Origin of the sequence: Segetibacter sp. 3557_3, assembly GCF_004354985.1 — a bacterium.
Classification (GTDB): Bacteria; Bacteroidota; Bacteroidia; order Chitinophagales; family Chitinophagaceae; genus Segetibacter.
The window spans coordinates 26,079-50,784 of the sequence record NZ_SMSK01000025.1; the positions used below are offsets into that span (position 1 = coordinate 26,079).

A 24,706-nucleotide genomic window follows, 5' to 3' on the forward strand; every position below is an offset into this window, starting at 1 on the left:
AGGCGTTTGCATGTTAGCGCTTCGATGATCAATAAGACATCCGGTAGCATGGCAAAGCAGGCCGGGCATGTACGGCTGTATACAACGCGGTTATCCGTCACCGGATACGTGGATTGACGCTGTCGATAGTTGAAAGAAATCGCCTAGATCGTTTCCAGGTAAAGGTTTTGCAGCCCGGTGGCAGTGATATCGACGGTGTTGAGTGTATGTACTAGTTTTCCGCTTTTCATGATGCCGATGTGACTGGCGACATTTACCGCGTTAAAGATGTCGTGGGTTGCCATGAAAATCGCTTTGCCTTCTGCTGCCATGTTTTTGCAAATGGTGGTAAACTCAGCTGTGGCTTTCGGATCAAGTCCTGAAGTTGGTTCGTCCATCAAAATGGCATCGGCATTTTTTGCCAGGGCTATCGCAATGCCAACCTTTTGCCGCATTCCTTTCGAGTATGTGCCAACTTTTGTTGGATGTGCTTCGTGCTGCAAACCTGCGCGCGTCAACAAATCGGAGAGCTGATCGGGTGGGTAGGTAAACCCTGCAAGACGGCTAAAGAAATCAAGATTTTCTACACCGGTTAGATTGCCATAAAGCATGACAACTTCTGGTATGTAGGCAATGAATTTCTTTGTAGCAATATCGTTAGGACGAACTTCTATGCCATTGATTTTGGCGCTTCCTGAAGTCGCTGAAGTGAAGCCTAGAAACAGGTTGATGGTGGTTGTTTTGCCGGCTCCGTTTTGACCGAGCAGGCAGAATATTTCACCTTTGTTAATGGTAAGATTTAGTGCATCTAACGCCGTATGCTCACCGTAAGATTTGGTAAGCCCAATTGCCTGGAGCATGGGAATGTATTTAGCTGAATAATAGACAATGCTTATGCTATCTCGTTTAGTTAAGCGATCTTTTTTGGACCAGGCCGCAGTTTGTTAATTGTAAATCCTTGCCCGCCCGGCTGAGTCAGGTGGACGGACGCCGCGGTATACCATTACTGGGCAAAATAAGCCAGCAAGGGCTTAATTACACAACACTGAGTGCTTATGAGCAAGTCTGGTAAAGATGGAGATCAGCTAATTGAAGGTGGGCCACGTCCCGAAGAAGTAGCACCAATAGAGGTAACAAGGGGAGCATTGTAGTCACTATATCCAGGTGAGAGCTGTGGTAGGGCAGGGGCCAACCCATAGTGAACGCTTTGATCGAAGGCTTTAACCAGTTCGTAGTCACAGATGGCACAAGCGGGAGCACCAAAGATTTTGTTGTTTTGAGAAGTTTTTGCAATGGATTTTAGCGGCTCATGCCGGTGTGCTGTTTTCACCACATGAACGAAACAAAACATTACCAACAGGAACCCGGCTATAAGCTGGCTACGCAGTATGTTGTTTTTTGACTTCACGGTGCGAAGGTATGGGTTTGTTGAAATTTTTGCAACATCGTTGAAAATATTTCTTTGCGCCTCGACCAGCCTCGGGGTGAGTAGATAGACAAAGGTGACATACGTGCTGTTGCAGTAGCGAGACCCTACTTTATCGAATTTGCTATAACAAACACCTGATTTATCATATAGGGATTGTTGAAACCGCAGATGGAGAATATGCGAAATTGTATTATCGTGCCGGAGCAAGCTTTATTGAAGCTTTTGAAATTTTAGAATATTAACCGTTTTTAACAAGGTTGTTCATTTAATCTTTATTAAGTTTGTTTCATGTCGGGTAACGAAAAACATATTTCTTCACCAATGCGCAAGTACCACGTTGTACTTGATACCCGCGATAGTTATACCTGTTCATTTACTGAATTTTTACCCTTCAATTCAGGGATGTATTACTACTCAAGCTTCAAAGCCTTTAAAACTTTAACCCCGGCCTAAACTCTTCTTCCGGGTCCGGGGAAGTCCATCTTTTACGTATTGTCATCTTTCGGAATTATTGCAGCGGGATAGTTTTCTTTCTTCAACTGTAACGCTATTGTTGCAATGGCAGCATGCTGACCTATCTGCTATAAATCCTGTAGAAAAAAGCAAGTATGCTTAGGGCAACCGCCATTGCAAAAAAAAAACTTTCCGGCGCAGATGATTTACATATGCTCAATCAATGTCGTTTAGTTAAGCCGATTATGTAATTTGTTTGCCCAGCTACTTCCAGTGGTACAAGAGTGCGACGCAACGATGTCCTATAGAATTCCTGTGGCCGGGTCCATAAGAATTTGCTTAAGTAAACGGCATTGTATCCTCAATTGTGAACACAAAATTTTTCTCCTATGAATACAGTAATTTCTCCCTACTACGGATATCTAAAAACTAAGGCAAAGCGGCTCTGGAACATTAAGAATTTTGCCAGGAGTAGGAGTTTAAACATCGAGAAATACGAGTTATTGGGCGCACACCTTATTGCACTGGACCCGGTTAAAAGCAAATTGGTGTATGCAGCCAGGACGCCGGGCTCTTCATCGTGTTTAATTGTTGACCTGGCAAAATGTGAGCAGTGTATTATTCGAAAGGTATATGGTCCTATAGATGCAGGAGAATTAAAATTCAAAAAGGTAAATCTATTTCTTAGAAAGGTATTTCTACAATTAATATATAAGGGTAATTCAGGTAAACTTTCTCTCCTCTTATTTGATAGCCAAACAGAAGGATGCGTTAACCTTGAACAACTTGAAGTTAAAGCAAAACATTGGCAACGGCTGGTGTCCAGCGCGCTGCCTGTTCAAATTCAGGATCGGGCATAAATTGAGCTAGTGAGGGTTTCCATTTTGCAATTAGTGTTCGGGAAAATTCTTCATTTCTGATGATTAATCACAATTAATAATACAAACAATGAAACAAACAAAAGGTGCTATTACCATAGCGCACGATGATTACGAGACATTAAGTGCTTACGTGAAAGGATTAAAGTTTGTTAAGGCATTCGATAAAAGCAATGCGGCCTTACTGAATGAAGAGCTAAAGAAGGCTACCCTAGTAAAAAAAGAAGATTTACCGAACGATGTGGTGAGGCTTAATTCGAGGGTCATTATAAAAGAAGGGACTAAAAGCAAATTGATCGAATTGGTTTTGGTTGTTCCTGAAAAAGCCGACATCAAGGAAAAGAAAGTTTCTGTATTCGCGCCTATCGGAACTGCATTGTTGGGCTTCAGGCAAGGCGAAAAAGTGAAATGGGATGTGCCCGCCGGAAGTAAAACTTTCACCATTATGAAAGTGGAGAACCAGGAATCCGTCAAACCTTAATATTTACTTTATGAACTGGTTATTGATTGCTATTCTTGTGCTCCTGGTCATGTCTGTCATCGGCTTGCTTGTTAAACAACTATTCGACAGGCGGAAAGACAGAAAGATTTTTGATGAGTACCTCGAAAACCAACGGACGTTAAAGTTCCATCAACGCACTAGAAACAGCAGGCACTAAGTAGCGCTCTGTTCCACATCGTCAAAGCTGCTGGTCTTAAAAGGGTCTTATTTCAGATCGTATTCTATGAGGCCGTATAGTTTAGACGGTTATCAAGTTCCTAAACCCATTAGAGTAGTTGCTATGGGTGATGCACCATTTACCACCCTTATAATCCGGGTGCTAGGATTTTTGTTTGTGGGCTTGTTTGTTACGACTTATTGGAGAAGCGCCAGCAAGGCAAAGGTCAACAACGAAATATTGCTTGCTAACTTTTGTGCTGCAAATACGCTTTAACTTGAAGCAAAAGAGTCCATAAACAACCGTTTTCTCGGGATTGATAAAATGAATTTCACCTCACTTTATGTCAATTTTACCGGGCGAAAAGAAATGGTTCAGCTCATTGAAATCTCGCAATAAAGGCGGCAACGCCGAGGGCACGGGACAATGCTGTTTACGAATAATTAACCGGCAAGGCTGTCCTGGTTGAAAAAGAATAAGTCAACTCGTTATTGAGTTAGCCCTCCCACGCAATAAACCCTTGTCGCATCTTATACTGTACGGTTATAACGAAGGTATGCAGGCTTGTTCAGCTTAAACAATTTGAGGTGGGCAGCTTTGATTAACGAACATATACAGCAATTACTTCGTCGTGAAATGTTCAACGCTAAGTATGCATATTACGTAAGCACGTGCCAGTTTTCTGCAACGACGGGTTCTGCAAACATTAACGGTATGAAATTGGTTGACACCTGACGGAAACTAAACTATAGTCATGAATTTACGATCGGGCCTACTGGTGATGCTTTGTGTTGCTTTAACCGTTTTTTTTTATCTGTATCTGAACGCAAGCTCTTTAAAGGATCGTTTTGGCGCGATCTCGGGATCTGCTGAAGGTAACGTGGTACGGGATGGTAGGACTGGACATTCCAACCGCTTTGCAAGGGCAGTTAGTAGCACTATTGCCATCGAGCGTGCCTGGCAAATGCCTGAAATACTTAAGGAGATTTCCGGCTTGGCCTATGTTGATGAAAACCGGTTTGCTTGTATACAGGATGAACTGGGTACAATCTTCATTTATAACACTTCTACGGAAATGGTTGAAAAGGAAATTAGATTTGGTGTCGTTGACGATTATGAAGGTATTGCAGTTGCCGGTGATGCAGCTTATGTTGTAACGAGCAATGGCAGGATTACGGAAGTGAGTGGTTATCGCGGTGACAAACCGAGTACAAAAATTTATGCTACAGCTCTCACTGCGAAAGAAAACGTTGAAGGACTTTGTTATGACCCTAAAACCAACAACCTGCTGTTGGCCGTAAAAGACGAGGATCGTCGCAGCAACGACTATAAAGGTATCTACGCATTTAATCTTAGCAGCAAGGAGTTTGATGCCAGGCCAGCTTTCACGATCGACCTTAATAGTGAGTTGTTTGCAACGGGTAGCAAAAAAAAGTCGAAATCCTCTTTTTATCCTTCCGGAATCAGTGTTCACCCTCAAACAGGGGACTTATATATTGTTGATGGGCGAAGACCCCGGCTATTGGTGCTCGACAGGTCCAACAAAATCAAGTCAGTTACTACGCTAAACGATAAGGCCTTTTCACAACCGGAGGGTATTGCGTTTAATCCTGCGGCAGAACTTTTTATATCTAATGAAGGCACAAAGCATAGTGGCAACATTTTAAAAGTTAGACTGCAGTAAAGCGGTCTCTAATTGAAAGTATGTTATAGTTGTGCGGTATCTCTGAAGGTGAAGCCGGAGACTTAAGTGAGCCGTTTTGAATGCCGTGTTACTGTTCTCAAGCCGGTCACCAGGCCGGGAGTCGTTAGTTGTATTTTCGCAAGTTTGTAACGCAGGGTTATATGGCCGAATGTGTAACTTAAAGGTGTGCGGCTTTCCGTTGAAAGCACCTAATCAGTAAACTATGTTTTTCCGCTGCTGAACTTAGGGCATATTTTTTGGAACAACAACCATTTTACATTCAACCCGATCATCATGGCCGAAAAGCAGAAAAAGTTAGGTATTCACACGGTACCTGTACCCATCAAAGGACCAGGGAACGCAATTATGCAGAAGGAAGTTCAATTCGAGGTTACTGAAAGCCAGGACGTGTTGACTGCTGTACCCATGTTGAGTACCGATGAAATGGTGATTGCAAACCTCCCGGATGCATTGCACTTTAGAATTGTCGATGGACAGCCGGTGTCTACAAAAGGCCCTCACGACGGAAATTTTCACGTTATACAGGATCTCGCTGCCTTGCTAAACTATCAATCCTCCTTAGGCGAATAAAGATCGCAAACAGAAGGTTGATGCTTGGGACTAGCCACGGCGCACTCAACAACAACAAACTTTTTAACAGAAGGAATGTTGAAAACTGACGAAAATGCTTCTGCTATTTTTCGCCCTACTTGTACAGCAAGCCGCCTTTGCCCAAAAGATTAATGGGGTGAGGTTTACGAATGATTACAAAGATGTATATCACCTTGCATTGATTATCTATACCCCTGACGGTAAAATGCAAACAAGGGTCAGTAATCTTGATCCTGGCCAGGAAAAAATGTATGTCCTGCCACCTGGAACCGAAATATTTGTTGCTGACTGGAAAGCGGAGCAGTATGTTATGCAGGGAAACGACGTCAAAGTAAACGGTGCTAAACCAACAATCGTTTTGAAAGATAGGGGGAAGTATCCATTCCCCTAAGCACCCTGAAGGCCAGAATGGAAAACCCTGCCAAAGGAGGGGAGCCGATCAAAGAGGTGACCATGTAAGGGTATTGTTAATCGATCCTTGTCGTAAACCAACAGGACCTCAATGCAATGGCACACTGTTGGTGTCTAACAGATAAAACACAGTTCATGCAAACTCAGCAACCAGATCAAAGCTCAGATGTTAATCCGGAGACCGGGGTAAAGAAATTTAATCTTCAGAGCGAAGACATGGCCAATCTCGAAAAGGCCTTGACCGCGGAAGAAGAGGAAGTGCTCAACAGGGGCGAGATTACCAATAATGACGGCTCCGTGATTGAAACCCTGGATACCGCCTTTCACGATAAGCCCGGATACATTAGCGATCATAGTCCAGCCGGAAGCAACAGGGCTGAATATTATGAAGCACGATCCGATGGTCAGAGCGACAGCGATGAGGAACAGGAATACCTTAACAAACAACGGGGAAAGGCAGAATAATCCTTGCCGGTGCCGTTGTTGTTAGCCGTGGCAATTCTTTGTCGAACCTGGCCGCTACGGCATTGTTAACTGCGGCATTGGTCTCACCAGCGCCTGGCTTAAGCAGGTGTTACTTTCTTTAACTTATTCTTTTTAAGCGCATACAGCTGCAGGTGACAACACCTGCAGCTGTATTTTTTCAAAACCTCCGCTCAGCAACTCTAACACTCAATCCACATCATGTGTCTTTAGCCTAGCGATTCAGTTGATCTAACTGGATGTACCATGCTTTACCTGCACTTAAAGACTACTCCCAGGGCCGCCGATTCAGCAGCAATGACATCTCATAAAAGTCACTGAAGTAAATGGGATCCATCCCATCAAATCGTGATCACACGGTCCCTTGCCGCCATCCTCCATATTGACGCTGCTTCGTGATCTTCAATGATATTGGCCCGGTCGTATAATGCACAGGTTGGACAGATGTGAAAAGGTACCCCGTACAAAACATCGCCGACATTACGGTTGTGGCCAGCTGGTAGTGCCAGGACAAGGTGTTCTTCGCTATGACTGATGAACTTTGCGTTCGGTTCATTGATGAACCAAACCCGCCGGTCAATTGGGTTTTCTGAGGCTATTGATTTATGACCCAGGTCAACGCAAACAGTGGTGTCATCGATAAGCGAGATGATCCTGCTCACTACCAGTGCAGCAGGTTTAAACTTCATATCCGGATAAAGGTTGGCGTACCCATTATCCCAATAAACAAAGGTGCCCGGACTCGTTTGTATATTCTGCCTTGTTGCATGCGCCGGGTAAGTTGGAGAACCACCCATAACAATAACCGGATCGTTCCCCATGGTAGTTCTGAAATGCTGTTGCAACGCTTCCACTTTTTGAAATGCTTCACCGGATCTTTGTTGGCGTACTTGTAAGTCAGCATCTACAATATGCCCATCATATGCATGGATGCCGATGATGTTCAGTCCGGCTAAAGACCGGCTTACTTCAAGCAGTTCCATAGCCTGCGCCAGTTGAGCCCCTGTTCGGTTCATACCCACATTAAGGTCAATCAGGGCAGTTATTGTTACCCCTTCTTTCTCTGCGCTCGGGGCCATCTTCGTTGCATTGGGTATGCTGTCTACGAGGCAAGAGAAAGTGGTACCGGGAAATGTGGTAATCAGCTCAATAAACCGTTTCAGCTTGGGACCGACAGGCTGGTATGCAAGGAGCACATCAGTCGCATTGCAGCTGGCGAGCATTTCAGCTTCTGGTATCGTGGCACATTTAAACCTGGAAATACCTGCTTTCATCATAAGCCCTGTAACTTCCGCCGACTTATGTGTTTTTGCATGTGGACGAAGTCGGGCGGGGTCGCCCACCATTTCCAGAGCTACCTGGATGTTCTCGTTTACACGTTCCGGATAAATCACCAGGGCAGGGGTGTCAATGTCTTCGATGTTGTCGATCAGGTACCAGGAATTGTTGTCTGGATTCATCTGTGAAAAATTATAGGCAATAAATGGGTGAATTCGATTAAGTAGTATGTGCGAACAGCATACACGTGAGCCAAAGGTAATTGTTGTGGGCACTTGAAATATGAGGTCACCGGGGTAGCGGGATGTTGACCATGAAGTTCCTGGTTAAACATTTTAGCCGATAAGCCCACTACAGCTCTTCAAAAAAATCACCAATTAGGGTTTCACTGCCGTATATTGCCGCTTCCCATTATTACTCTCGTTATTTTGAGTTTGTGCCCTAGTAAAACAATAATTTTCTCACAACATCGTTAACGGGGCTTAAGTATTCATTATGTCAACCATACTGGCGGAAGTAGAAGTCGCCGAATTAAAATCAATGACCCCTGCTTATGAACTTGTTCAGGCAAGTTCATGGAAACGGTTTGCCAATTACGTGGTTGACCTAGTGTTTTTGTACATGATCATGTTTTTTTGGGGAGTTATTATAGCGCTTGCCTCACCGGAAGTACTTGAATCGATTGATGAAAGTGAAAATGTATTTGGCAGCTTTGCTGATCGTATTATCGGCTTATTGGTTTATGGTCTTGTGATGAGCCTTATTGAAGCAATCTTCCAGGGAAAGTCAATTGGAAAATTCATTACCGGAACAAAGGCCGTAAATGCAAACGGTTCAACGATTTCGTTTGGCAAGGCATTCGCCCGTGGATTTTCGCGCGCGGTACCATTCAATGCTTTCAGCGCATTAGGAAACCCATGTTATCCCTGGCACGACAAGTGGACGGACACCTACGTGATAGATGAGAAGGCAACGCGCAGGCACAACGAAATGCTCCGTAGTAATTAGCGGCTTTGGCCTGGATTACTGCCAATAACAAGCAAGCTCGCCCACCCGTGAAGTAATATATTGCTACAAATGCAAGTCAGCTGTTGGCTTGCATTTGTTGTTTACAGGATATCGCCAACATAAACCCTTAGCCCGGTTGAACACCGGGCTAAGGGCCAGAGGGTATTGTGAGCTTGTTTGGTGTAATCATTAATAACGTCCATCTAAATGTATTGCCTAAACGCTGAAACTTCTCATAGCCTTCCAACGTAATATTCTCTTGTAAATACTTATAGCAACGACACCATCGCTAAAGCTATTCGCTCCTGAAGTAAGTCGATTGGGGGTGTCAGCGATGGTATCTGTTCTGTTTACTAGGGATACAATCCCCGGGCTTATAGCTAACACCTCAACCCATACCAACAACTGCTCATCCTCCCCCGGATTTAGACTTTCCAGGTGCATGTACCGGCTAATCATGGCATCACAAAACGTAGCACCTTAACGCTTCACATAAATATGTGATTGACGCTAGCGACAATACCATCTAATTTAGTATTCATAACAAACCTTAATGCCCCATTAATCAAAAACGTTTGGCGCACGAGCGGCAATCAGCATCTTGGATATCGTGTAGCTAGGTTTGTAGTGTACCGGACTGAAGTAAGTCTTATAAGCATTGCTTCCCGACCGTTAGGCCGTCGAACGAACGCTTCAAAAACCTATAAGGCCGTGAAGAACAAATCAGGTTAGGTGCAACTGGCATAGACGGCACCACTGGGTTTTCAAAAGGTAGTTCCGTAGGAAGGCTTCCTTCGTAACGCGAAGTCTTGCACCTTGTACAACCAGTAAAATCGGGATCGGAGGTTCCGGCGTAATGAAGATACATTTTCAAACCAATGGGGGATTTGCTTACCTGCCCGGGATGAGCAAACCATTTACAATAGATACCACCAACGAAAATGCTGAAGCCGCCGATCAGCTGGAAAACCTTGTACAAGAAGCGCGGTTTTTTGAACTACCAACACACAGCAGCACGCTAAGCAAAGGTGCCGCCGATTTTATAACTTATACCGTCACTGTTGAAGATGGGCCGCGTGCGCATACGATAACCGCGACAGACCCTGTTGGTGACGAGAAGCTACATCAGCTGATCGCCAGGCTCCGTAACCTGGCTCGTTCAGCACCTCACTGACCCTCACTCTTGGCAACCATTCTAATCTTTTAATATTTAATGAGAAAGCAATGAAACATCAACATGCTTGCAAAGGTGGCAAATGTATATGCCACGTTATTCCCCCACATATCTTAGAAAACATCGTAAAAAACGGAAATGAAGAACAGCGTGCAAAGGCTTTGCGAACGCTGGAAATTGACACAGCATTACGTGCCGAGCGTGCTGCACAACAAGAGCAAACGCAGGAAGTTATCCAAGGTGAAGCTAAACAGACGACCGATAACGCAACACTGCAATCTGCGGCTGGTCCATGCAAAAATCGTCTGATGCACAATGCCGAGAACCTTACTCTTCTTCCCGGTAAGCTGGTTCGGGGCGAGGGACAAGCCTCTAATAGCGACGTCGCAACCGACGAGGCTTACAATGGCTTTGGCGCAACTTTCGACTTGTTCTGGGACCAGTTCAAGCGGAACTCTATCGACAACAAAGGCATGGATATGATCGCAACGGTTCACTACGATTATAGTTACAACAACGCTTTTTGGGATGGTAAGCAGATGGTATTTGGTGATGGCGATGGGTATACCTTTAATCGCTTTACGGTAGCCATTGATATCATGGGCCATGAGCTTGCCCACGGAGTAACAGAATTTACTGCTGGGCTTGAGTACCATGATCAGCCCGGCGCACTGAATGAATCTATTTCCGACGTATTTGGTTCGCTCGTTAAGCAGCGCGCACTAAACCAAACCGCCGACCAGGCCGACTGGATCATTGGTGCAGGCCTGCTTGCATCCGGAAGAAACGGTGTTGGCCTGAGATCGATGAAAGCGCCAGGTACCGCGTACGACGACTGGTTACTTGGTAAAGATCCCCAGCCCGACCACATGAGCAAGTATGATCGTACAACAAGCGATAATGGTGGTGTACACATCAACTCTGGTATCCCCAACAAGGCGTTTTACCTGGCTGCGATAGGGCTGGGCGGCAAAGCATGGGAGCGGGCAGGTAATATCTGGTACCAGGCGCTTATTGACCCCAGGCTTACAGCCACAGCCCAGTTCCAGGACTTTGCAGACATTACTGCTGACGTTGCCGGCAAGCTCTATGACGAGAGTGTTCAGGCGATCATCATCAAGGCCTGGAAATCAGTTGGTATAAACGTTGTTGTTCCTGAGCTTCCAATGGTGCCTTATACCGTGGTCAGCAATATTGATGGACGCTTGCAGATGTTTGTTCTTGGAACAGACAAAGTGTTGTACCATAAGTGGCAACTTGCCCCCGCAACCCACAACTGGAGTGGCTGGGCTTCGCTGGGAGGCAAGTCGAGGCAGTTTTCGGTTACCCAGCATAAAGACGGCCGTTTGGAAGTATTTACGGTGGGATTGAAAAACGGGCTTTTTTATACGAACTGGCAATTGGCTCCCGGAACAAACAATTGGAGCGGCTGGCATGGTCTGGGCGAAGCACCCGAACCCCCAGCTTCAACTTCAGCTATTGTGCAACAGGAAGAACGTTTCGAGGGTTCAGAAGAGGTGCTTTCGAATACGCTGGAGTTAAGTCACAACTAAATAGATCCGCAATTGGCTTACAAGCCGGTAGACCAGGTGGTGCTATGGGGCTTACCCCTGAAAGCATCTGCTATTCGAACTGAGCTTTTAACAAGTGGTTCCCGCGGGCAAACCGGATAGCTGAAGTAATCGCCAAGACGGTTTAAAACGATGGTTCAGGTCATTCACCAACAAGTGAGTGGTCTGAACCATTGTTGCTTTGGTGCCGGGACCCTGTGGCGCGGACTGCAAGCAGTCTTTAAGTCCGCATCTTTATTGTCGATTTTGCGTGATAGGATTTCCCCTTAACGAACACTGAACAGTTGAAATCCGGTGCTTTCTCCCGGCAATGGCTGCTCATGTTTGTTACTAGTTTATGCCGGATTAGTATTGCCAGCCTAGTCATCTACCTTTTTTCGTCCGGGTTGGAAGGGTCGCCCATAAAACCAGTGTGGATCGAATAGCCGTCGATAAAAACGACGCACTTAGAGGAATGATTTTTTTAGTAATGAATGGCATATCATTATTAAATCAAAAATCTAAGTCATGAATAACGAAGAAAATGACCTCAATAAAACACCGATCCGGTTAGCAGGAGATGATGAACTTGCGGCAAGGCCGGTAGGTCAGGTAAATGATGATGAACTGGCGACACCTGGTGAGGTTTACGAAAATGACCTTGATTCAACAACAGGTCTTACAACTGAAAGTGAGCTAACACAACCGGACAACCATTTTACACAGCCGGATGAAATCACCGAGCTTGAAGACGACATCATCAGGAATGACACCATACCGGAAACATCCAATGATACTCCCGGGTCAATCGGGGTTTTTCCTGTTGGCGCATTTGATACCAGCAAAGACTATTAGGTACGTTGTGCTTTTTGGTTTTATTAATGCCCGTAGGTCAGTTTGTATAGTCGACTGGATCTACGGGCATTTGTATGTGTGTCAGGTTAATCAACAATGCTGCAGGGCGTGTGGCGGCCACGAATTTGTTTGATCAATGAGTTGGCTGCGCTCTACACAATTGGGTTTATTTTGCTTTAAATCCATTTAAATGCGAAAAAAACTGGTGGTTACATGGTTGCTCCTGAGCTGCATTTTTGCAACCCGCCTTTTGGCGCAGCCGGCAAAGCGATACGACATTACCAAATATGGGGCTACAGGGGATGCCATCACACTAAACACTCCAAAAATCCAGGCAGCAATTGATGCTTGTGCAAACAATGGCGGGGGAACGCTGGTGATACCGAAAGGTGTTTTCCTGACGGGTTCACTGTTTCTCAAGCGCGGTGTAAACATCGAAATGTTGCAAGGAGCTGTCCTCAAGGGTTCAACCAATATCAAAGACTATCCAAAGGCAAACACCCGTATCGAGGGACATTTCGAACCCTGGCCAGCTGCACTTTTAAATGGCGATAGGGTAGATAGTCTTCGCATTACCGGCCCTGGAACATTCGACGGAAGTGGAGAGCCATTTTGGAAGTTGTTTTATAGCCAACGTGACCTTGATAGTAAAACAACCAACCTCAACGTAGAGCGTCCGCGGCTTACTTTTCTACAGAACTCGAAAAACGTAAGTATCAAAGGCATTCATTTCAAGAATTCCGGTTTCTGGAACCTGCATATGTATCGTTGCAAAAATGTGGTGGTAGACAGTTGCCAGTTTACGGCATTGAATGGCCCCAAGCCAAACAATGCGCCAAGTTCGGATGGCATAGATGTGGATTGTTCGCAGGATGTAACCATAAAAAAATGTTTCTTTTCTGTAGGAGATGATTGCATCGCCCTGAAAGGCACGAAAGGTCCATTTGCTTTGCAGGACACCGCAAGTCCACCCGTTGAGCGTGTGCGCATTGAAGATTGTGTATTTGAAGCAGGTGGCGGAATCGTAACCTTTGGAAGTGAGGCAACTATTGTTCGTGACGTATATGTCGAGCGCTGTACAACCCGCAAGCCAACCGTTTTGCGGTTAAAACTGCGGCCTGATACCCCACAACAATATGAAAATGTGTTTCTAAACGACATTACGCTTGAGGGCAGTGCCGGTGTTATTTTTAAGGTTGATCCCTGGACCCAGTATTTTGACCTGAAAGGCCAGCCACCACCAAGGTCGGTGGTAAGAAACATCATTATTGCTAATGTAAAGGGATCTGCAGGTTCGTTTGGAAAAATAGTTGGGCACCCGCTTACAGAAATCAGCAACATCGTGTTAAAAAATGTTGATGTTAAACTTGCTGCTACAGACTTTGAGTTGAGTCCGTTTGAAGGACTGAAGTTTGATAATGTAATTGTAAACGGTAGGCTAATGACGGTGCCGGCGCCAAACGCAACCTCTCCAAAGGCACCCTCGAAATAAGGCTAAGATTAACTTTCGTGTACTGGTCGTCTACCTATGAGATGAAGATTATATCCTTGTAAATGTGCCAACCAAGACGTATTTTGTTTCAATAATCTCAGCCTTATGAAGCTTTTTCTGTTTGCAGTTTCGATAGTCTTAACGAGGGGAGTAAGTGCACAAACCAGCAAAGAAATCCAGGGCACATGGCGGATGATCTCTTCCGTGATAACATCTCCAAACAGGGTTACTAAAATGGATAGTTCAACACACAACCTGACAAAGCAGATTGGCGACAGCACTTTCAATTTTAGTCTTCAGGGCAAAGCAACGCCAGGTTTGGTTACCAGTGGTCAAGGCCTGGCGAGCACGACGGTGATCAATACACTGAAAAATTTATACAGGCAACAACGGGAACTTTGCTTGTCGAGCCGATGGTTTTCACTTACAGGTTGAACGGGAAAATACTTACCTATAAGGGTGGTCGAAAAGATTTTCATATTGTCGAGACTTTAATAAAAGTCGAATAGCCGCGAGCGGTTTTAAGCAAAGAGTGCCAGAGCTTCCACTATAAACCTATCCTGACAACTTATCAGGGTTGGTGATCGGCAAGCTCCCTTGCTTTAAGGACTGCCTCTTCTTCGCTGTTCGCTTCTACATATATCCAGTCTACAACAATTTTCTGTTCTTCGTTGCTCGAGAATATCTCACCCGGAAAAATATCCGGATCTGTTTCCTGTTTTACTACAGGCACTTTGTCGTGTAAATAAACCTTGTACTTCATAGAATGAGTTTTTGTTAAATATAGGTGTTACAACCTGGTTAGTAAGAACTTTATTCAGAAATCGCGCCATTCACTTTTGCAGGGGGCTCGATGTGATTGCCTAGTGGCGCCGGTTGATTTTTGTTCCAAATACTGAACACATGTAGTGACTCCCCTGGAGGTGACATTAACGGCTAACACTGTCCATCAACTTGCGAGATGATAAACCGTGACTTGCTGTGGGAACAAGGATTTGCGTATTACCCACAAGTACAAATCGACACACGGCACTGTTCGTGCACTGGACTTTTAGGAAACCACAAATGGGTGCAAATAAAAAGCCGGATCGTGTATGATCCGGCTTTCCTATAATTAAAGATAGCTTAATTGAATTGCTTCGAGATATAAGTGAGCAGTTGCTCATCTGCCATCTTTTGAGCTGTGCTTTCACTAGCTTTTACGTTTTTATATTGGGGTGTTGCAGAAAGGAACTTGATAAATTGCTCCTGCACCTGGCCCGTTCCGGTAACATGCACCTCATCAACGTTTCCCATCAAGCCTACGATCTCTTTAAAAAACTTATTGGTTAATGTAATCTCCTGGTTATTTGCTGCATTTTCGTTGGAATTGCCTGCTGCTCCTGCGTTCTTTACATGTCCAAGCACGACAAGTTCGCCTTCGCCATCACCTTCTTTGCCCGCCACTATGGCGTTATGAGAATCCATCCACACACCAAACTGTTTTTTATTTTTTACTGACATACTGATTAATTTGCTCCAAGGTAGCTGCATTCAGCCAGACCTTTTACATATTGGGCTTATGTTGTGATATGCCGGTTGGCCAGGTTGATTAGATGTTGCAGGTTCCGGTCCCATATAGCTGGTTTAGGCGAATTGATTTCACATTGGCTTAGCAGAGGGGACACATGGATCACTTCCAAAACTTACGGCTCAGTTCCCGCTGATAAAGACTATGCTTTTGTTGGTAAATAGTACGCGACTTTTTTTTAAACCCCCCGACCTTAATCTTTGAAGATTGTTGAGATTGGAAAATTCATCCTAAGCTCGCGGCCTGATGTCCTACCTTAAAAAAGCTATCGTATTATAGTCACCGGAGGTACCATGTTTGAATAATATCGACCCGGTTGTATTTGATCCGTTACTCAGGCATATCGCCGCATCATCTCAACACAAAAGTCGGTGTACTCCTCAACATGCTGTGGCGGACTGGCCTGGTGCGGCTGAATGCCCTTCGATTCGGGTGTAAAGCAGAATGTTATTGTGAGGTCAAATTCTTCCAGCGCTTTCATCATTTTGTCGAACCAGCATTCGGCGCGCGGCTGAAGCCAGTGTGCCCAACTTAATCCCGTGCGTAATCTTTTAACTCCCAGCTTTCGTAGCCAGGCCACTGCCGTGTCAAGCCGGTGATCCTCAAAACGGAACCATTGGCAAATGCCAATTTCCGGGGTAAATTCCTTGAAGTATTGAACGGCCTTTTTGGGGGTGCCGTCCTCATGAAGCAACCCCATATAGAAGTGGCGGTAATAAGACGAGCCTTCTGCCTCGCGATTACGTGCTATTGCATCCCAGGCCTTTGGCAGATCGTAAAGGCTGTACCAGTGAATGCGATTTACCCGGCCGGATAGCAGCTCAAACGTTCGACGAAGGCCAAACTCCTGCACTTCCTCTGCACCAAAGGTTGAGATACCTACTTCAGTTACCCAAACCGGCAAATGCGTTACAGCCTCAAATTCTGCAATCTTTGCCGGCCATTGGTCAATGTGCCAGTAGTTCCAGTCGAGCGGAAACCCATGCACGCCAACGGCATCCAGGTCGTCTAACGCACCATAACGTTGCAGGTTCCTGATGAAGTTGGGGTCAATAGGTGAAATACCTCCCAGTACCCTTAGAATGCCGGGATTTTCTGCACGGGCAGCCTGTGCTGCTGACTTCACCATACTTGCATAGATCTTCCAGTCGGGATCGATCTCAAAAGCATAGTGCGAGTTATTATTTGGTTCATTCCAGAATTTAACAGCTTCGATCATACATTCAATTTATACTTCCTTCCTGGTTATAACATGAATAGCAGGTTGATTACCCCGGTAAACGGCATATTATAGTACAAACTTTCAACATGCGCATGCGGGAACTTGCCACCGATGAGCCTGCAGGTAAAACCTTTTAAACCAGGGTCCGTATGCCGGAAACCGCGAAGGCTGCGCTTTTACAATTTCAATATATTCGTTCTAATTCGTTTATATGCGCCTGAATGCAATTAAAATCGTTGGACTTACAATGCTGTTGTTTGCTTCTTCAGCTACCATTACTGCCCAGGTTGTAGCAGAACCTACAAACATTCCTGCCGAATGGTCGAGGCCTTACCAGCCGTTTCGGATTGCGGGTAACCTGTATTACGTTGGCACGAGCGACCTCGCTTGTTACCTGGTTGTTACCAATAAAGGCAATATCCTGATTAATACCGGCCTCGCTTCGTCTGCACCGATGATCCAAGCCAGCATTGAAAAGCTTGGCTTTAAATGGCACGATACCAGGATTTTGTTAACGACCCAGGCCCACTATGATCACATGGGTGCAATGGCAGCGATTAAAAAGTCGACGGGTGCTAAAGTAATGGTGGATGAAGGTGACGCGGGAGTTCTTGCGGATGGTGGTCGATCGGACTATGCGCTGGGTGGTGATACCAGCACCTACGCACCATTAAAGGCTGATCGTTTATTAAGGGATGGTGATACCGTTGCTTTAGGGAATGCCTACCTCCGGATGCTGCATCATCCCGGGCATACAAAAGGCTCGTGTAGCTTTCTGCTGGACGTGAAAGATGACCGCCGAAGCTACCGGGTATTGATCGCAAATATGCCTACGATTGTTACAGATAAAGCATTTACTGATATCCCGGCGTATCCTGCAATCGAAAAAGATTACGAATATACATTTGCGGCAATGAAAAAGCTCCAGTTTGACCTCTGGGTTGCGTCGCATGCAAGCCAGTTTGGGCTGCACAAAAAACGTAAGCAAGGCGACAGGTATAATCCTGGTGCTTTCAGTGATCGGAAGGGGTACGATGCCGCGCTCAAGGACCTGGAACGACAGTTTTTGAAAAAAGTAAAGGGTCGTAAGTAATTCAACATTTGCAGCACTCTGCTTATACCAACATTGAAGTGGAATGGGTTTACAGTGTATCAATCCGTCATTGCTTTGGTAGTACGTGCCGGGAGCTGCTGCGTGAAGGATTGAAGTGGAAAGCCCGGACCCCGCCCAAGCGGGGGAGGACTTGGAATGGAAAGCCTGACCCCCAACCCTTTGGGGGGCACGCCCAAATCTTCTTCCCCAACTTTTGCCCTTGTTCGATCCACTCTCATGGCTTACTTAAACACATGTTCAGGCCTTAGCTGTCTACGCCCAAGATGTGACTGGTGTGCCGTTTTTTCGCCCGGAATGCGGAAGTGTTTCGGCAGGGTAGTTTCCAAAGCGGATGTATTGCCATTTAGGTTATTTTTGTTCTTCTCCCAGTTCTTTAACCCCTTAAACAACACGCTTAAATTTTGATGGACTTCAGAGCTTATGAAGCTGCGCCAGGCATAAGTGTGATTGTACTTGCGGATGCTCCCGTATATACGCATGTTGCGGTAAGTAACGACTTTTTGCGGCTCTGGAAAATGAATAAAGCGGATGTGATCGGCAAGGGTCACTTTGCCATCTTCGGCCACACCGTAGCCGATCCGGAGTATACCGGCGAACAGTTTTTACGCGCCTCGTTTAGCCAGGTTATCCGCCAGGCGGTTCCTCACGAGATCCCCATTCAAAGTTATCGTATACCCAACGGCGATGGCACTTCTACCCAACGGTTTTGGAAGATTACAAATGTTCCGTTGTTCGATGAAAGGGGCGAGGTAGCTTACATCATCCACTCATCGGTAGATATCACTAACGAGATTACGGCGGTGCGCGCGGTTCAAACATCAAAAGGTTTTGAAAAAGCTTACCACTTTTTCATGAATGCCCCCGTTATCATCGGTTATGTTCGCGGCGTTAACTATATTATTGAACTCGCTAATGAAGGACTGCTGGAGGTTTGGGGCAAAACCAGCGAGGTAATTGGCAAGCCGCTCGTGGAGGCTATACCGGAGTTAAAAGAACAAGGGTTTACGGCGTTGCTCGACAAGGTTCGAACAACTGGTGAACCTTTTTATGCTTACGAATACCCCATTACCCTTGAGCGCAATGGAAAACCCGAAGTGTTGTACTTCGACTTTGTTTATAAGCCATTTTACGAAAGTGACCAGGATAATAAAGCGACAGGTGTGATCAGTGTGGGTCATAATGTAACAGAACAGGTGGAACTGCGGCAGAAATTTAAAAGTGTGGTGCAACAAGTCCAACACCCCATCCTGATTTTTAAAGGGAAGGATATGGTGCTTGAGGTTGCAAATGATGCTTTGTTTAAATTATGGAAAGTTGATGAGTCTGCCATAGGGAAAACGTTTCTTGAGATTCTCCCTGAAATGAAAGGGCAAGGCTTTCCTGAACTTTTAATGAACGTTTTTTACACGGGTGAGGTATTCCAGGGATATGAAACTCCAGCCTTGTTTGAGGAAGAAGGCGGGACAACCAGGACGGTATACTTTAACTTTACTTACCAACCCTACCGCGAGCATGACGGCAGAATAACAGGGGTTCTGGTATTGGCTACGGATGTTACGGACCAGGTGATGGCGAAAAGAGAAGTAGAAAAAGGACAGGCAGCTTTAAAACAAAGTAAAGAACGTTTTGACCTGGTGACTAAAGCTACACAGGACGCAGTATGGGACTGGGATTTGACGAGGAACGAAGCCACCTGGAACGAGTCGATTACTACCTTATTTGGCTACACCCCCAATGAAGTATTGCAAACCCCGGATTGGTGGTACGCGCAATTGCATACCGACGATCGCGACCGCGTGGTGAGCGACCTAAACCGCTTGTTGGCCGGGGGCTCATCGGGTGGCAATGCCTGGTCGGCCGAATACCGGTTTTTATGTGCCGATGGTACTTACAAAACCGTGTACCACCGCGGCTTTGTGCAGCACGATGATACGGGCAAGGCTATCCGGATGATCGGGTCGATGCAGGACATCACGGCGCGAAAACAATATGAACTTTCGATTAAAGAAAGTGAATACAAGTGGCAGCAGTTGGCCAATGCTGTTCCCGCATTTGTATGGACCGCTGCTGCCGACGGCCGTATCGATTTCTTAAACCAGCTTTGGTACAGCTATACCGGTTATACGAAGGAACAGTCGATGGACTTTGGCTGGAGTACCACCCTGCACCCGGATGATGTTGACAACTGCCTGAGAATATGGAACGAGGCCAGGTCGGCACAGGTATTCTACGAAGTTGATGTTCGTTACAGGAGCCGGGATGGAAACTATCGCTGGTTTGTAGCCCGTGGGGTGCCAATTAAAAACGACGGGTCTGAGGTAGTTGCCTGGTATGGTACCAGTACCGATATACATGAACAAAAGCTGCTCTCGGAAAACCTTGAAAAGCTGGTAACAGAGCGCACGGCGGCCCTAAAAAGATCAAACGACAGCCTTAAAGAATTTGCCTATGTTGCTTCTCACGACATGAAAGAACCTATTCGGAAAATCAACTATTTTTCGGATAAGTTGAAGACCCAATTGGCCGATAAAATGGAGGCTGAAGACTTCCGGCTGTTTGAAAGAATGCAACAGGCCAGCCGGCGAATGGCGAATTTAATCGACGATCTATTGGCATATTCTGAGGCAAGCCAGGGCACTGCAGAAATGGATAACATAGACCTGAATAGCAAATTGAAGCTCGTGCTGGAGGACCTGGAGCTGGAGGTACAGGAGAAAGGAGCCACCATAAAGGTTAATCATCTTCCGGTGATCAAAGGCAACCGTCGTCAATTTCAGCAACTGTTTCAAAACCTGGTTAGTAACGCAATAAAGTACAGCAAGGAAGAAGAAAGTCCCGAAATCCACATTTTTTCGGAAGTAGTAAATGGCGGTGACTTCAGCACCCGGTTTCCGGCAATTGCTGCAGACCGGCAGTATCACCTTATTGTGGTCAAGGACAGTGGAATTGGTTTTGCCCAGGAAGACGCAGAGCGCATCTTTAATGTTTTTACCCGCCTGCATGGGCATAGTGCTTACCGTGGCACTGGTGTGGGACTTTCCATTGTACGCAAGGTGGTTGAAAACCACAATGGATACATATGGGCGGAGTCTTCACCTGGCGAGGGATCCACATTTAAAATGTTGTTGCCAGCCGTGGAGTCGATGAAATAAGAAGTGTTCTTTATAGCCCAAAACCCGGGAGCTGGGCACTGGACTAAGTCATGTGGATTATAACAGTTCCGAGATATCGATGTTCTCGAGATAGGGATCCAGTTGGCCTGTGCTTACAAATGCATCGATGAACTCGATCTTGCTGCCTTCATTACGATAAACGACTTCGGCGTAAAAAGCGCCGAGTTGGTAAAGGAGAAAGGCTTTATCGTCGTTATACCTTACGGCAACCATATCACCATTGTCCCAAATGTAATTTGCCTTTTCGGCTTCGCTAAGTTGGTTAAATTGGTGGAGGGTCATGAGGGGTACTGTAATGGAAAATTAAAACAACTTGGTGTAATAGAAAACCCATCTGCTAAGAATGATTCGAATTGTGCTTTTTTTATGACCCATTGTGGCTTACGCAACCGGGAAAGATTAGCGTTGAATAACGCAAAGGAGCACTTTCATAAACCAGGTAAACAACAGAGAACAGCTTGTGTAATGGAGCCTAGCTGAGCGTCTCAGGATTGCCAGGGAACCGGGAGCTTGTAATTTCAGTATTGTTTATTTCAATTTCGTTCATTTGCCCCTTGGCGTCAAACGTAAAGCCCCGCTTTAATACAGCACTTGTCTGCAAGAACTTATTCCCAGTTAGCTCAGGTTTTTAAAATCAAACCACCAGGATGCTCTTTGTAAATCGATGGCTGCAGGCCGGTCTTTGTTGGTAAGCAGTAGAACAGTTGCAAGCTTAGATAACCAACATTTTGCGTGTAATTAGTTGGCAGGAAGATACACGGTAAACCTTGCTCCATTGCCCGGGCTGCTTTCGGCAGTGATAAACCCGTTGTGATTGTTGACTACTTTGCGAACGATCGCTAACCCGATACCGGTTCCCTCATAAGCTGCTTTGCCGTGTAAGCGTTGAAACATCTTAAAGATACGCTCAGCGTACTCCTGCTCGAAACCGATACCATTATCAACAATGCTGATTTGATGATATGCTTTGTTGGCCGGCGTCGTAGCTGCGTTTAGTGTAATAAGCTCTTCGCCGCTGATAATACTGGCACTTATCAGAATTTCAGGCTGCACCCCAGGCTTGCTAAACTTTAGTGCATTGGTGATTAAATTTTGGAAAAGCTGTTGTATTTGCCTTCTGTGGCCCTTTATAAGCGGGAGCGGGCCAACAATAATTGAGGCGTTTCTGCGACTCACCTCAAGTTCGAGGTCCTCCAACACCTTGCTTAATTTTTTGCCCAGGTCGATTTCCTCAACATAATTGTTATCCGTAGAAACGTGTGAATATTCCAGCAGGTCGTCCACCAGTAGTTGCATACGCTCGGTTGCGCGGTCCATTCGCATCAGGTAATGCTGATCCTCTTCCGCCAGTTTGCCACTAAGTTTATTGTTCAGGCGATCAGCAAAAAAGCGTATTTTCCTGATGGGTTCTTTAAGGTCGTGAGAAGCGGCATACGCAAAGTCTTCAAGATTAGCATTTGAACGTTTGAGTTCCTGGAGCATACGCTCCTGCTCCAGTTGCGACACTTTTATGGATGTAACATCGGTAAAAATGTGGATGAGGTGATCACTATCCATCCTGGAAAGCGTGAGCTCAAGCCACCTATTGCTGATCCCCAGGTAATACTGAATTACAGCGGGTTCGCCGGTGACAAGCGTGTGCAGGCATTTTTGCCCGTAAGCCGAGGTCAATATATCGGGATCAAGCTCGACAGCCGTTTTTGATAAAAAGACTTCTCTCGGCATTCCCACAAACCTGATTGCGGAATCATTAGCCAGGATGGTTTTTGCATCTACCACATCACCTTTATCGTTCCTGATCATCTCCGTTACCGAAATGCCATTTGAAGAGTTTCTTAGGATATTATCCAGCAGGTTCTTTTGGCTCTCAAGTTCATGCGTACGCTTGATCACCATTTCCTCCATCAGTTCTGATGCCTTCTTTTGGTCGTCGATGTCGGTACAGGTGCCAAACCACTTTAGTATTGTTCCGGTCTCGTCTTTCAGGGGCAGGGCACGTCCTAAAAACCAGCAATACGTACCGTCGAAACGTTTCAACCGGTATTCTATCTCATAAGGTTCGCCGGTCTCAAGGCTGTGTTTCCACACCGCGGATGTTCTCTCCATATCATCCGGATGCACAACAGTTGTCCAGCCGGTATCCTGCGACTCAACATCCGACAGGCCGGTATACTCGTACCATTTATAATTATATAGCGCATGATAGCCGTCAGGGTAGGTTACCCATACCATCTGTGGGGCTACGTTCATGACAAATTGTAACTCTTTATTGCTTTCCTCAACCTTCATTCGCGCCACCACCTGGTTGGTAACGTCGAAAGCCACTACCATCACACCCGCGATCTTTTGATCAACGCCACGGAAAGGCTCATAAACAAAGTTCACGTAAAAGGTCTCAAGCCCTCCGTTCCTTGGTAAGGGTATAGGCTGTTCGTTTGCAGCAAAACGCTCACCGGTAGAATAGACCTGCTCCATTATCTTGTGTAAGCCCGCCACCCTGGCATCAGGCAGGCAATCGAAAACCGGTTTACCCATGATCTCGTCTGCGTGCTTACCCCAAAGTTCCAGTACCCTTGCGTTTGCGACTTCGACGATGAAATCAGGTCCGTTAAGAATGCACATTGCAACCGGCGATTGCATGATCAGGTTGCGGAGGTTTTCTTCACTTTTACGGCTTGCTTCCTGGAGTCTTTTGCGGTTGGTAATGTCGCGGGCAACGGCAAACATGTGTGGCTTACCGGCAAGTGTAAGTGCGCCCATGTTGATCTCTACCGGGTACACCTCACCGTTTTTTCTCCGATGCAGGGTTTCAAATTGCGGAATGTTTTCGTGCTGCGCCCGCTTGAACGCAGCAGAAAAAACTTCATCGTTAAACACGGGGTTTACATCGGGAACACGAAGATGTTTGGCCTCTTCTGCTGTGTAGTTCCAGCCCGACAGTGCTTTTTGGTTTACGTAAGCAAAGCTGCCGTCTTCGCGAGCCAGGATAAAGGCATTCTGTGCATTGTCGGCCATAAATTTGAACTGCGCTACTGCAACGTCATTTTCTGCAACCTTTCGGTCTGCAATTACCCTTGCCGTGATGTTTTCGGTCGTGTGAACAATATACGTTACCTCTCCATCGTCGTTCAATACAGGGGTATTGATAGTGTCCCAGTAAGTTTCCTGGAAGAGCCCCTCATTAAGAACAAGATCGTAGCGCTGCTCGCGGCGATGAGACATTTTATTTTTAAGGACCAATTCAAGCGATGCAAGCAGCTCGGTGTGGCCATTGAAGGTTGGGTCGGAGGAATTTGGGGGAAATGCTTCAAAAATACTTTTTCCAACAAGCCGGTCTTTGCCATAACCTAAAAACCGGCACATGTCCTGGCTGGCCGAAACAATGGTAAACAACGGGCTGTCGGGTGAAAAAACAAGTCGCATTCCGGGAGTGGCTTCGATGATGGTGAAGTCAACTGCGGATGAGGGTTTTTGATTGGATAACTCGGTGAGCATAAACGATGCTAAAGTTAAGTAGTATCGTGCATCCATGCCCAACATCCGTTAAAATACAGTTCCCGGCCTTAAGGATGCGAACACACTGTTGCATTATATATCATAGCATGCAAATACCTATAAACAACAACGGCTCAGGCTTAGGTGATCGGGGGTGTACGAAAGGGTTGATGAAGGATGTAGCAAT

The 24,706-nt window shown here is 45.8% G+C and carries 23 protein-coding genes; 15 read left to right on the top strand and 8 right to left on the bottom strand.

Features of this window, described 5'->3' with window-relative positions; all coding sequences use genetic code 11:
- Positions 1–143: 143 nt before the first annotated feature.
- Positions 144–839, bottom strand: a complete 696-nt coding sequence (locus tag EXU57_RS23320) for an ABC transporter ATP-binding protein (RefSeq protein ID WP_133270679.1) — start codon at positions 837–839, stop codon at positions 144–146.
- Between the two features lie 221 nt (positions 840–1,060).
- Entirely contained in the window at positions 1,061–1,387 is a 327-nt protein-coding gene (locus tag EXU57_RS23325) for a hypothetical protein (protein ID WP_133270680.1), read from the bottom strand.
- Between the two features lie 863 nt (positions 1,388–2,250).
- Here EXU57_RS23325 and EXU57_RS23330 point away from each other — a divergent pair.
- The 7 genes from EXU57_RS23330 to EXU57_RS23355 all read left to right on the top strand — a co-directional run bounded on the left by EXU57_RS23330 (position 2,251) and on the right by EXU57_RS23355 (position 6,570).
- Positions 2,251–2,721 carry a hypothetical protein gene (locus tag EXU57_RS23330; RefSeq protein ID WP_133270681.1) on the top strand — a complete coding sequence of 157 codons (471 nt, stop codon included), beginning with the start codon at positions 2,251–2,253 and terminating at the stop codon, positions 2,719–2,721.
- Between the two features lie 88 nt (positions 2,722–2,809).
- The gene (locus EXU57_RS23335; protein WP_133270682.1) at positions 2,810–3,220 is read left to right on the top strand and encodes a GreA/GreB family elongation factor; all 411 of its coding nucleotides are present in this window, start codon (positions 2,810–2,812) and stop codon (positions 3,218–3,220) included.
- A gap of 10 nt (positions 3,221–3,230) precedes the next feature.
- Positions 3,231–3,398 carry a hypothetical protein gene (locus tag EXU57_RS25255; RefSeq protein ID WP_165958266.1) on the top strand — a complete coding sequence of 56 codons (168 nt, stop codon included), beginning with the start codon at positions 3,231–3,233 and terminating at the stop codon, positions 3,396–3,398.
- Positions 3,399–4,152: 754 nt separating this feature from the next.
- Positions 4,153–5,082 carry an SdiA-regulated domain-containing protein gene (locus EXU57_RS23340; protein WP_133270683.1) on the top strand — a complete coding sequence of 310 codons (930 nt, stop codon included), beginning with the start codon at positions 4,153–4,155 and terminating at the stop codon, positions 5,080–5,082.
- Positions 5,083–5,376: 294 nt separating this feature from the next.
- Entirely contained in the window at positions 5,377–5,673 is a 297-nt protein-coding gene (locus tag EXU57_RS23345) for a hypothetical protein (RefSeq protein WP_133270684.1), read from the top strand.
- 94 nt (positions 5,674–5,767) lie between these two features.
- On the top strand, positions 5,768–6,085 hold the full coding sequence (locus tag EXU57_RS23350) for a hypothetical protein (RefSeq protein WP_133270685.1): 318 nt from the start codon (positions 5,768–5,770) through the stop codon (positions 6,083–6,085).
- Between the two features lie 155 nt (positions 6,086–6,240).
- Entirely contained in the window at positions 6,241–6,570 is a 330-nt protein-coding gene (locus EXU57_RS23355; protein WP_133270686.1) for a hypothetical protein, read from the top strand.
- Positions 6,571–6,929: 359 nt separating this feature from the next.
- Here the strand turns inward: EXU57_RS23355 and EXU57_RS23360 are convergent, their stop codons facing one another.
- Complete coding sequence (locus EXU57_RS23360; protein WP_133270687.1) at positions 6,930–8,048, bottom strand: D-TA family PLP-dependent enzyme; 1,119 nt, start codon at positions 8,046–8,048, stop codon at positions 6,930–6,932.
- A 313-nt stretch (positions 8,049–8,361) separates the two neighbouring features.
- Here EXU57_RS23360 and EXU57_RS23365 point away from each other — a divergent pair, with 313 nt between their 5' ends.
- From EXU57_RS23365 to EXU57_RS23390, 6 genes are all read left to right on the top strand, one after another.
- The gene (locus tag EXU57_RS23365; RefSeq protein WP_133270688.1) at positions 8,362–8,874 is read left to right on the top strand and encodes an RDD family protein; all 513 of its coding nucleotides are present in this window, start codon (positions 8,362–8,364) and stop codon (positions 8,872–8,874) included.
- 856 nt (positions 8,875–9,730) lie between these two features.
- Entirely contained in the window at positions 9,731–10,048 is a 318-nt protein-coding gene (locus EXU57_RS23370) for a protealysin inhibitor emfourin (protein WP_133270689.1), read from the top strand.
- 50 nt (positions 10,049–10,098) lie between these two features.
- Positions 10,099–11,601, top strand: coding sequence for a M4 family metallopeptidase (locus EXU57_RS23375; protein ID WP_133270690.1), 1,503 nt, complete (start codon positions 10,099–10,101; stop codon positions 11,599–11,601).
- A gap of 525 nt (positions 11,602–12,126) precedes the next feature.
- Positions 12,127–12,453: a hypothetical protein gene (locus tag EXU57_RS23380; RefSeq protein WP_133270691.1), complete on the top strand. Its 327-nt coding sequence runs from the start codon at positions 12,127–12,129 to the stop codon at positions 12,451–12,453.
- 190 nt (positions 12,454–12,643) lie between these two features.
- On the top strand, positions 12,644–13,945 hold the full coding sequence (locus tag EXU57_RS23385) for a glycoside hydrolase family 28 protein (protein ID WP_133270692.1): 1,302 nt from the start codon (positions 12,644–12,646) through the stop codon (positions 13,943–13,945).
- Positions 13,946–14,050: 105 nt separating this feature from the next.
- Positions 14,051–14,380, top strand: coding sequence for a hypothetical protein (locus tag EXU57_RS23390; RefSeq protein WP_133270693.1), 330 nt, complete (start codon positions 14,051–14,053; stop codon positions 14,378–14,380).
- Between the two features lie 136 nt (positions 14,381–14,516).
- On the opposite strand, the gene EXU57_RS23395 is transcribed toward EXU57_RS23390, so the two are convergent.
- From EXU57_RS23395 to EXU57_RS23405, 3 genes are all read right to left on the bottom strand, one after another.
- Positions 14,517–14,708 carry a hypothetical protein gene (locus EXU57_RS23395; RefSeq protein WP_133270694.1) on the bottom strand — a complete coding sequence of 64 codons (192 nt, stop codon included), beginning with the start codon at positions 14,706–14,708 and terminating at the stop codon, positions 14,517–14,519.
- 362 nt (positions 14,709–15,070) lie between these two features.
- Positions 15,071–15,448, bottom strand: coding sequence for a hypothetical protein (locus tag EXU57_RS23400; RefSeq protein WP_133270695.1), 378 nt, complete (start codon positions 15,446–15,448; stop codon positions 15,071–15,073).
- Positions 15,449–15,849: 401 nt separating this feature from the next.
- Positions 15,850–16,734 (bottom strand): beta-xylosidase, encoded by an 885-nt coding sequence (locus tag EXU57_RS23405; RefSeq protein ID WP_133270696.1) that lies wholly within the window; start codon positions 16,732–16,734, stop codon positions 15,850–15,852.
- Between the two features lie 214 nt (positions 16,735–16,948).
- On the opposite strand from EXU57_RS23405, the gene bla reads away from it, so the two are divergent.
- Together bla and EXU57_RS23415 are read left to right on the top strand one after the other, a co-directional pair.
- Entirely contained in the window at positions 16,949–17,830 is an 882-nt protein-coding gene (gene bla, locus EXU57_RS23410) for a subclass B3 metallo-beta-lactamase (protein ID WP_207955591.1), read from the top strand.
- 425 nt (positions 17,831–18,255) lie between these two features.
- Entirely contained in the window at positions 18,256–21,003 is a 2,748-nt protein-coding gene (locus tag EXU57_RS23415) for a PAS domain-containing protein (protein WP_133270697.1), read from the top strand.
- Positions 21,004–21,060: 57 nt separating this feature from the next.
- Here the strand turns inward: EXU57_RS23415 and EXU57_RS23420 are convergent, their stop codons facing one another.
- Both EXU57_RS23420 and EXU57_RS23425 read right to left on the bottom strand, forming a co-directional pair.
- A complete protein-coding gene (locus tag EXU57_RS23420; protein ID WP_133270698.1) occupies positions 21,061–21,306 on the bottom strand; it encodes a hypothetical protein in 246 nt (81 codons plus the stop codon).
- 456 nt (positions 21,307–21,762) lie between these two features.
- The gene (locus tag EXU57_RS23425) at positions 21,763–24,519 is read right to left on the bottom strand and encodes a PAS domain S-box protein (protein ID WP_165958269.1); all 2,757 of its coding nucleotides are present in this window, start codon (positions 24,517–24,519) and stop codon (positions 21,763–21,765) included.
- Positions 24,520–24,706 lie beyond the last annotated feature (187 nt).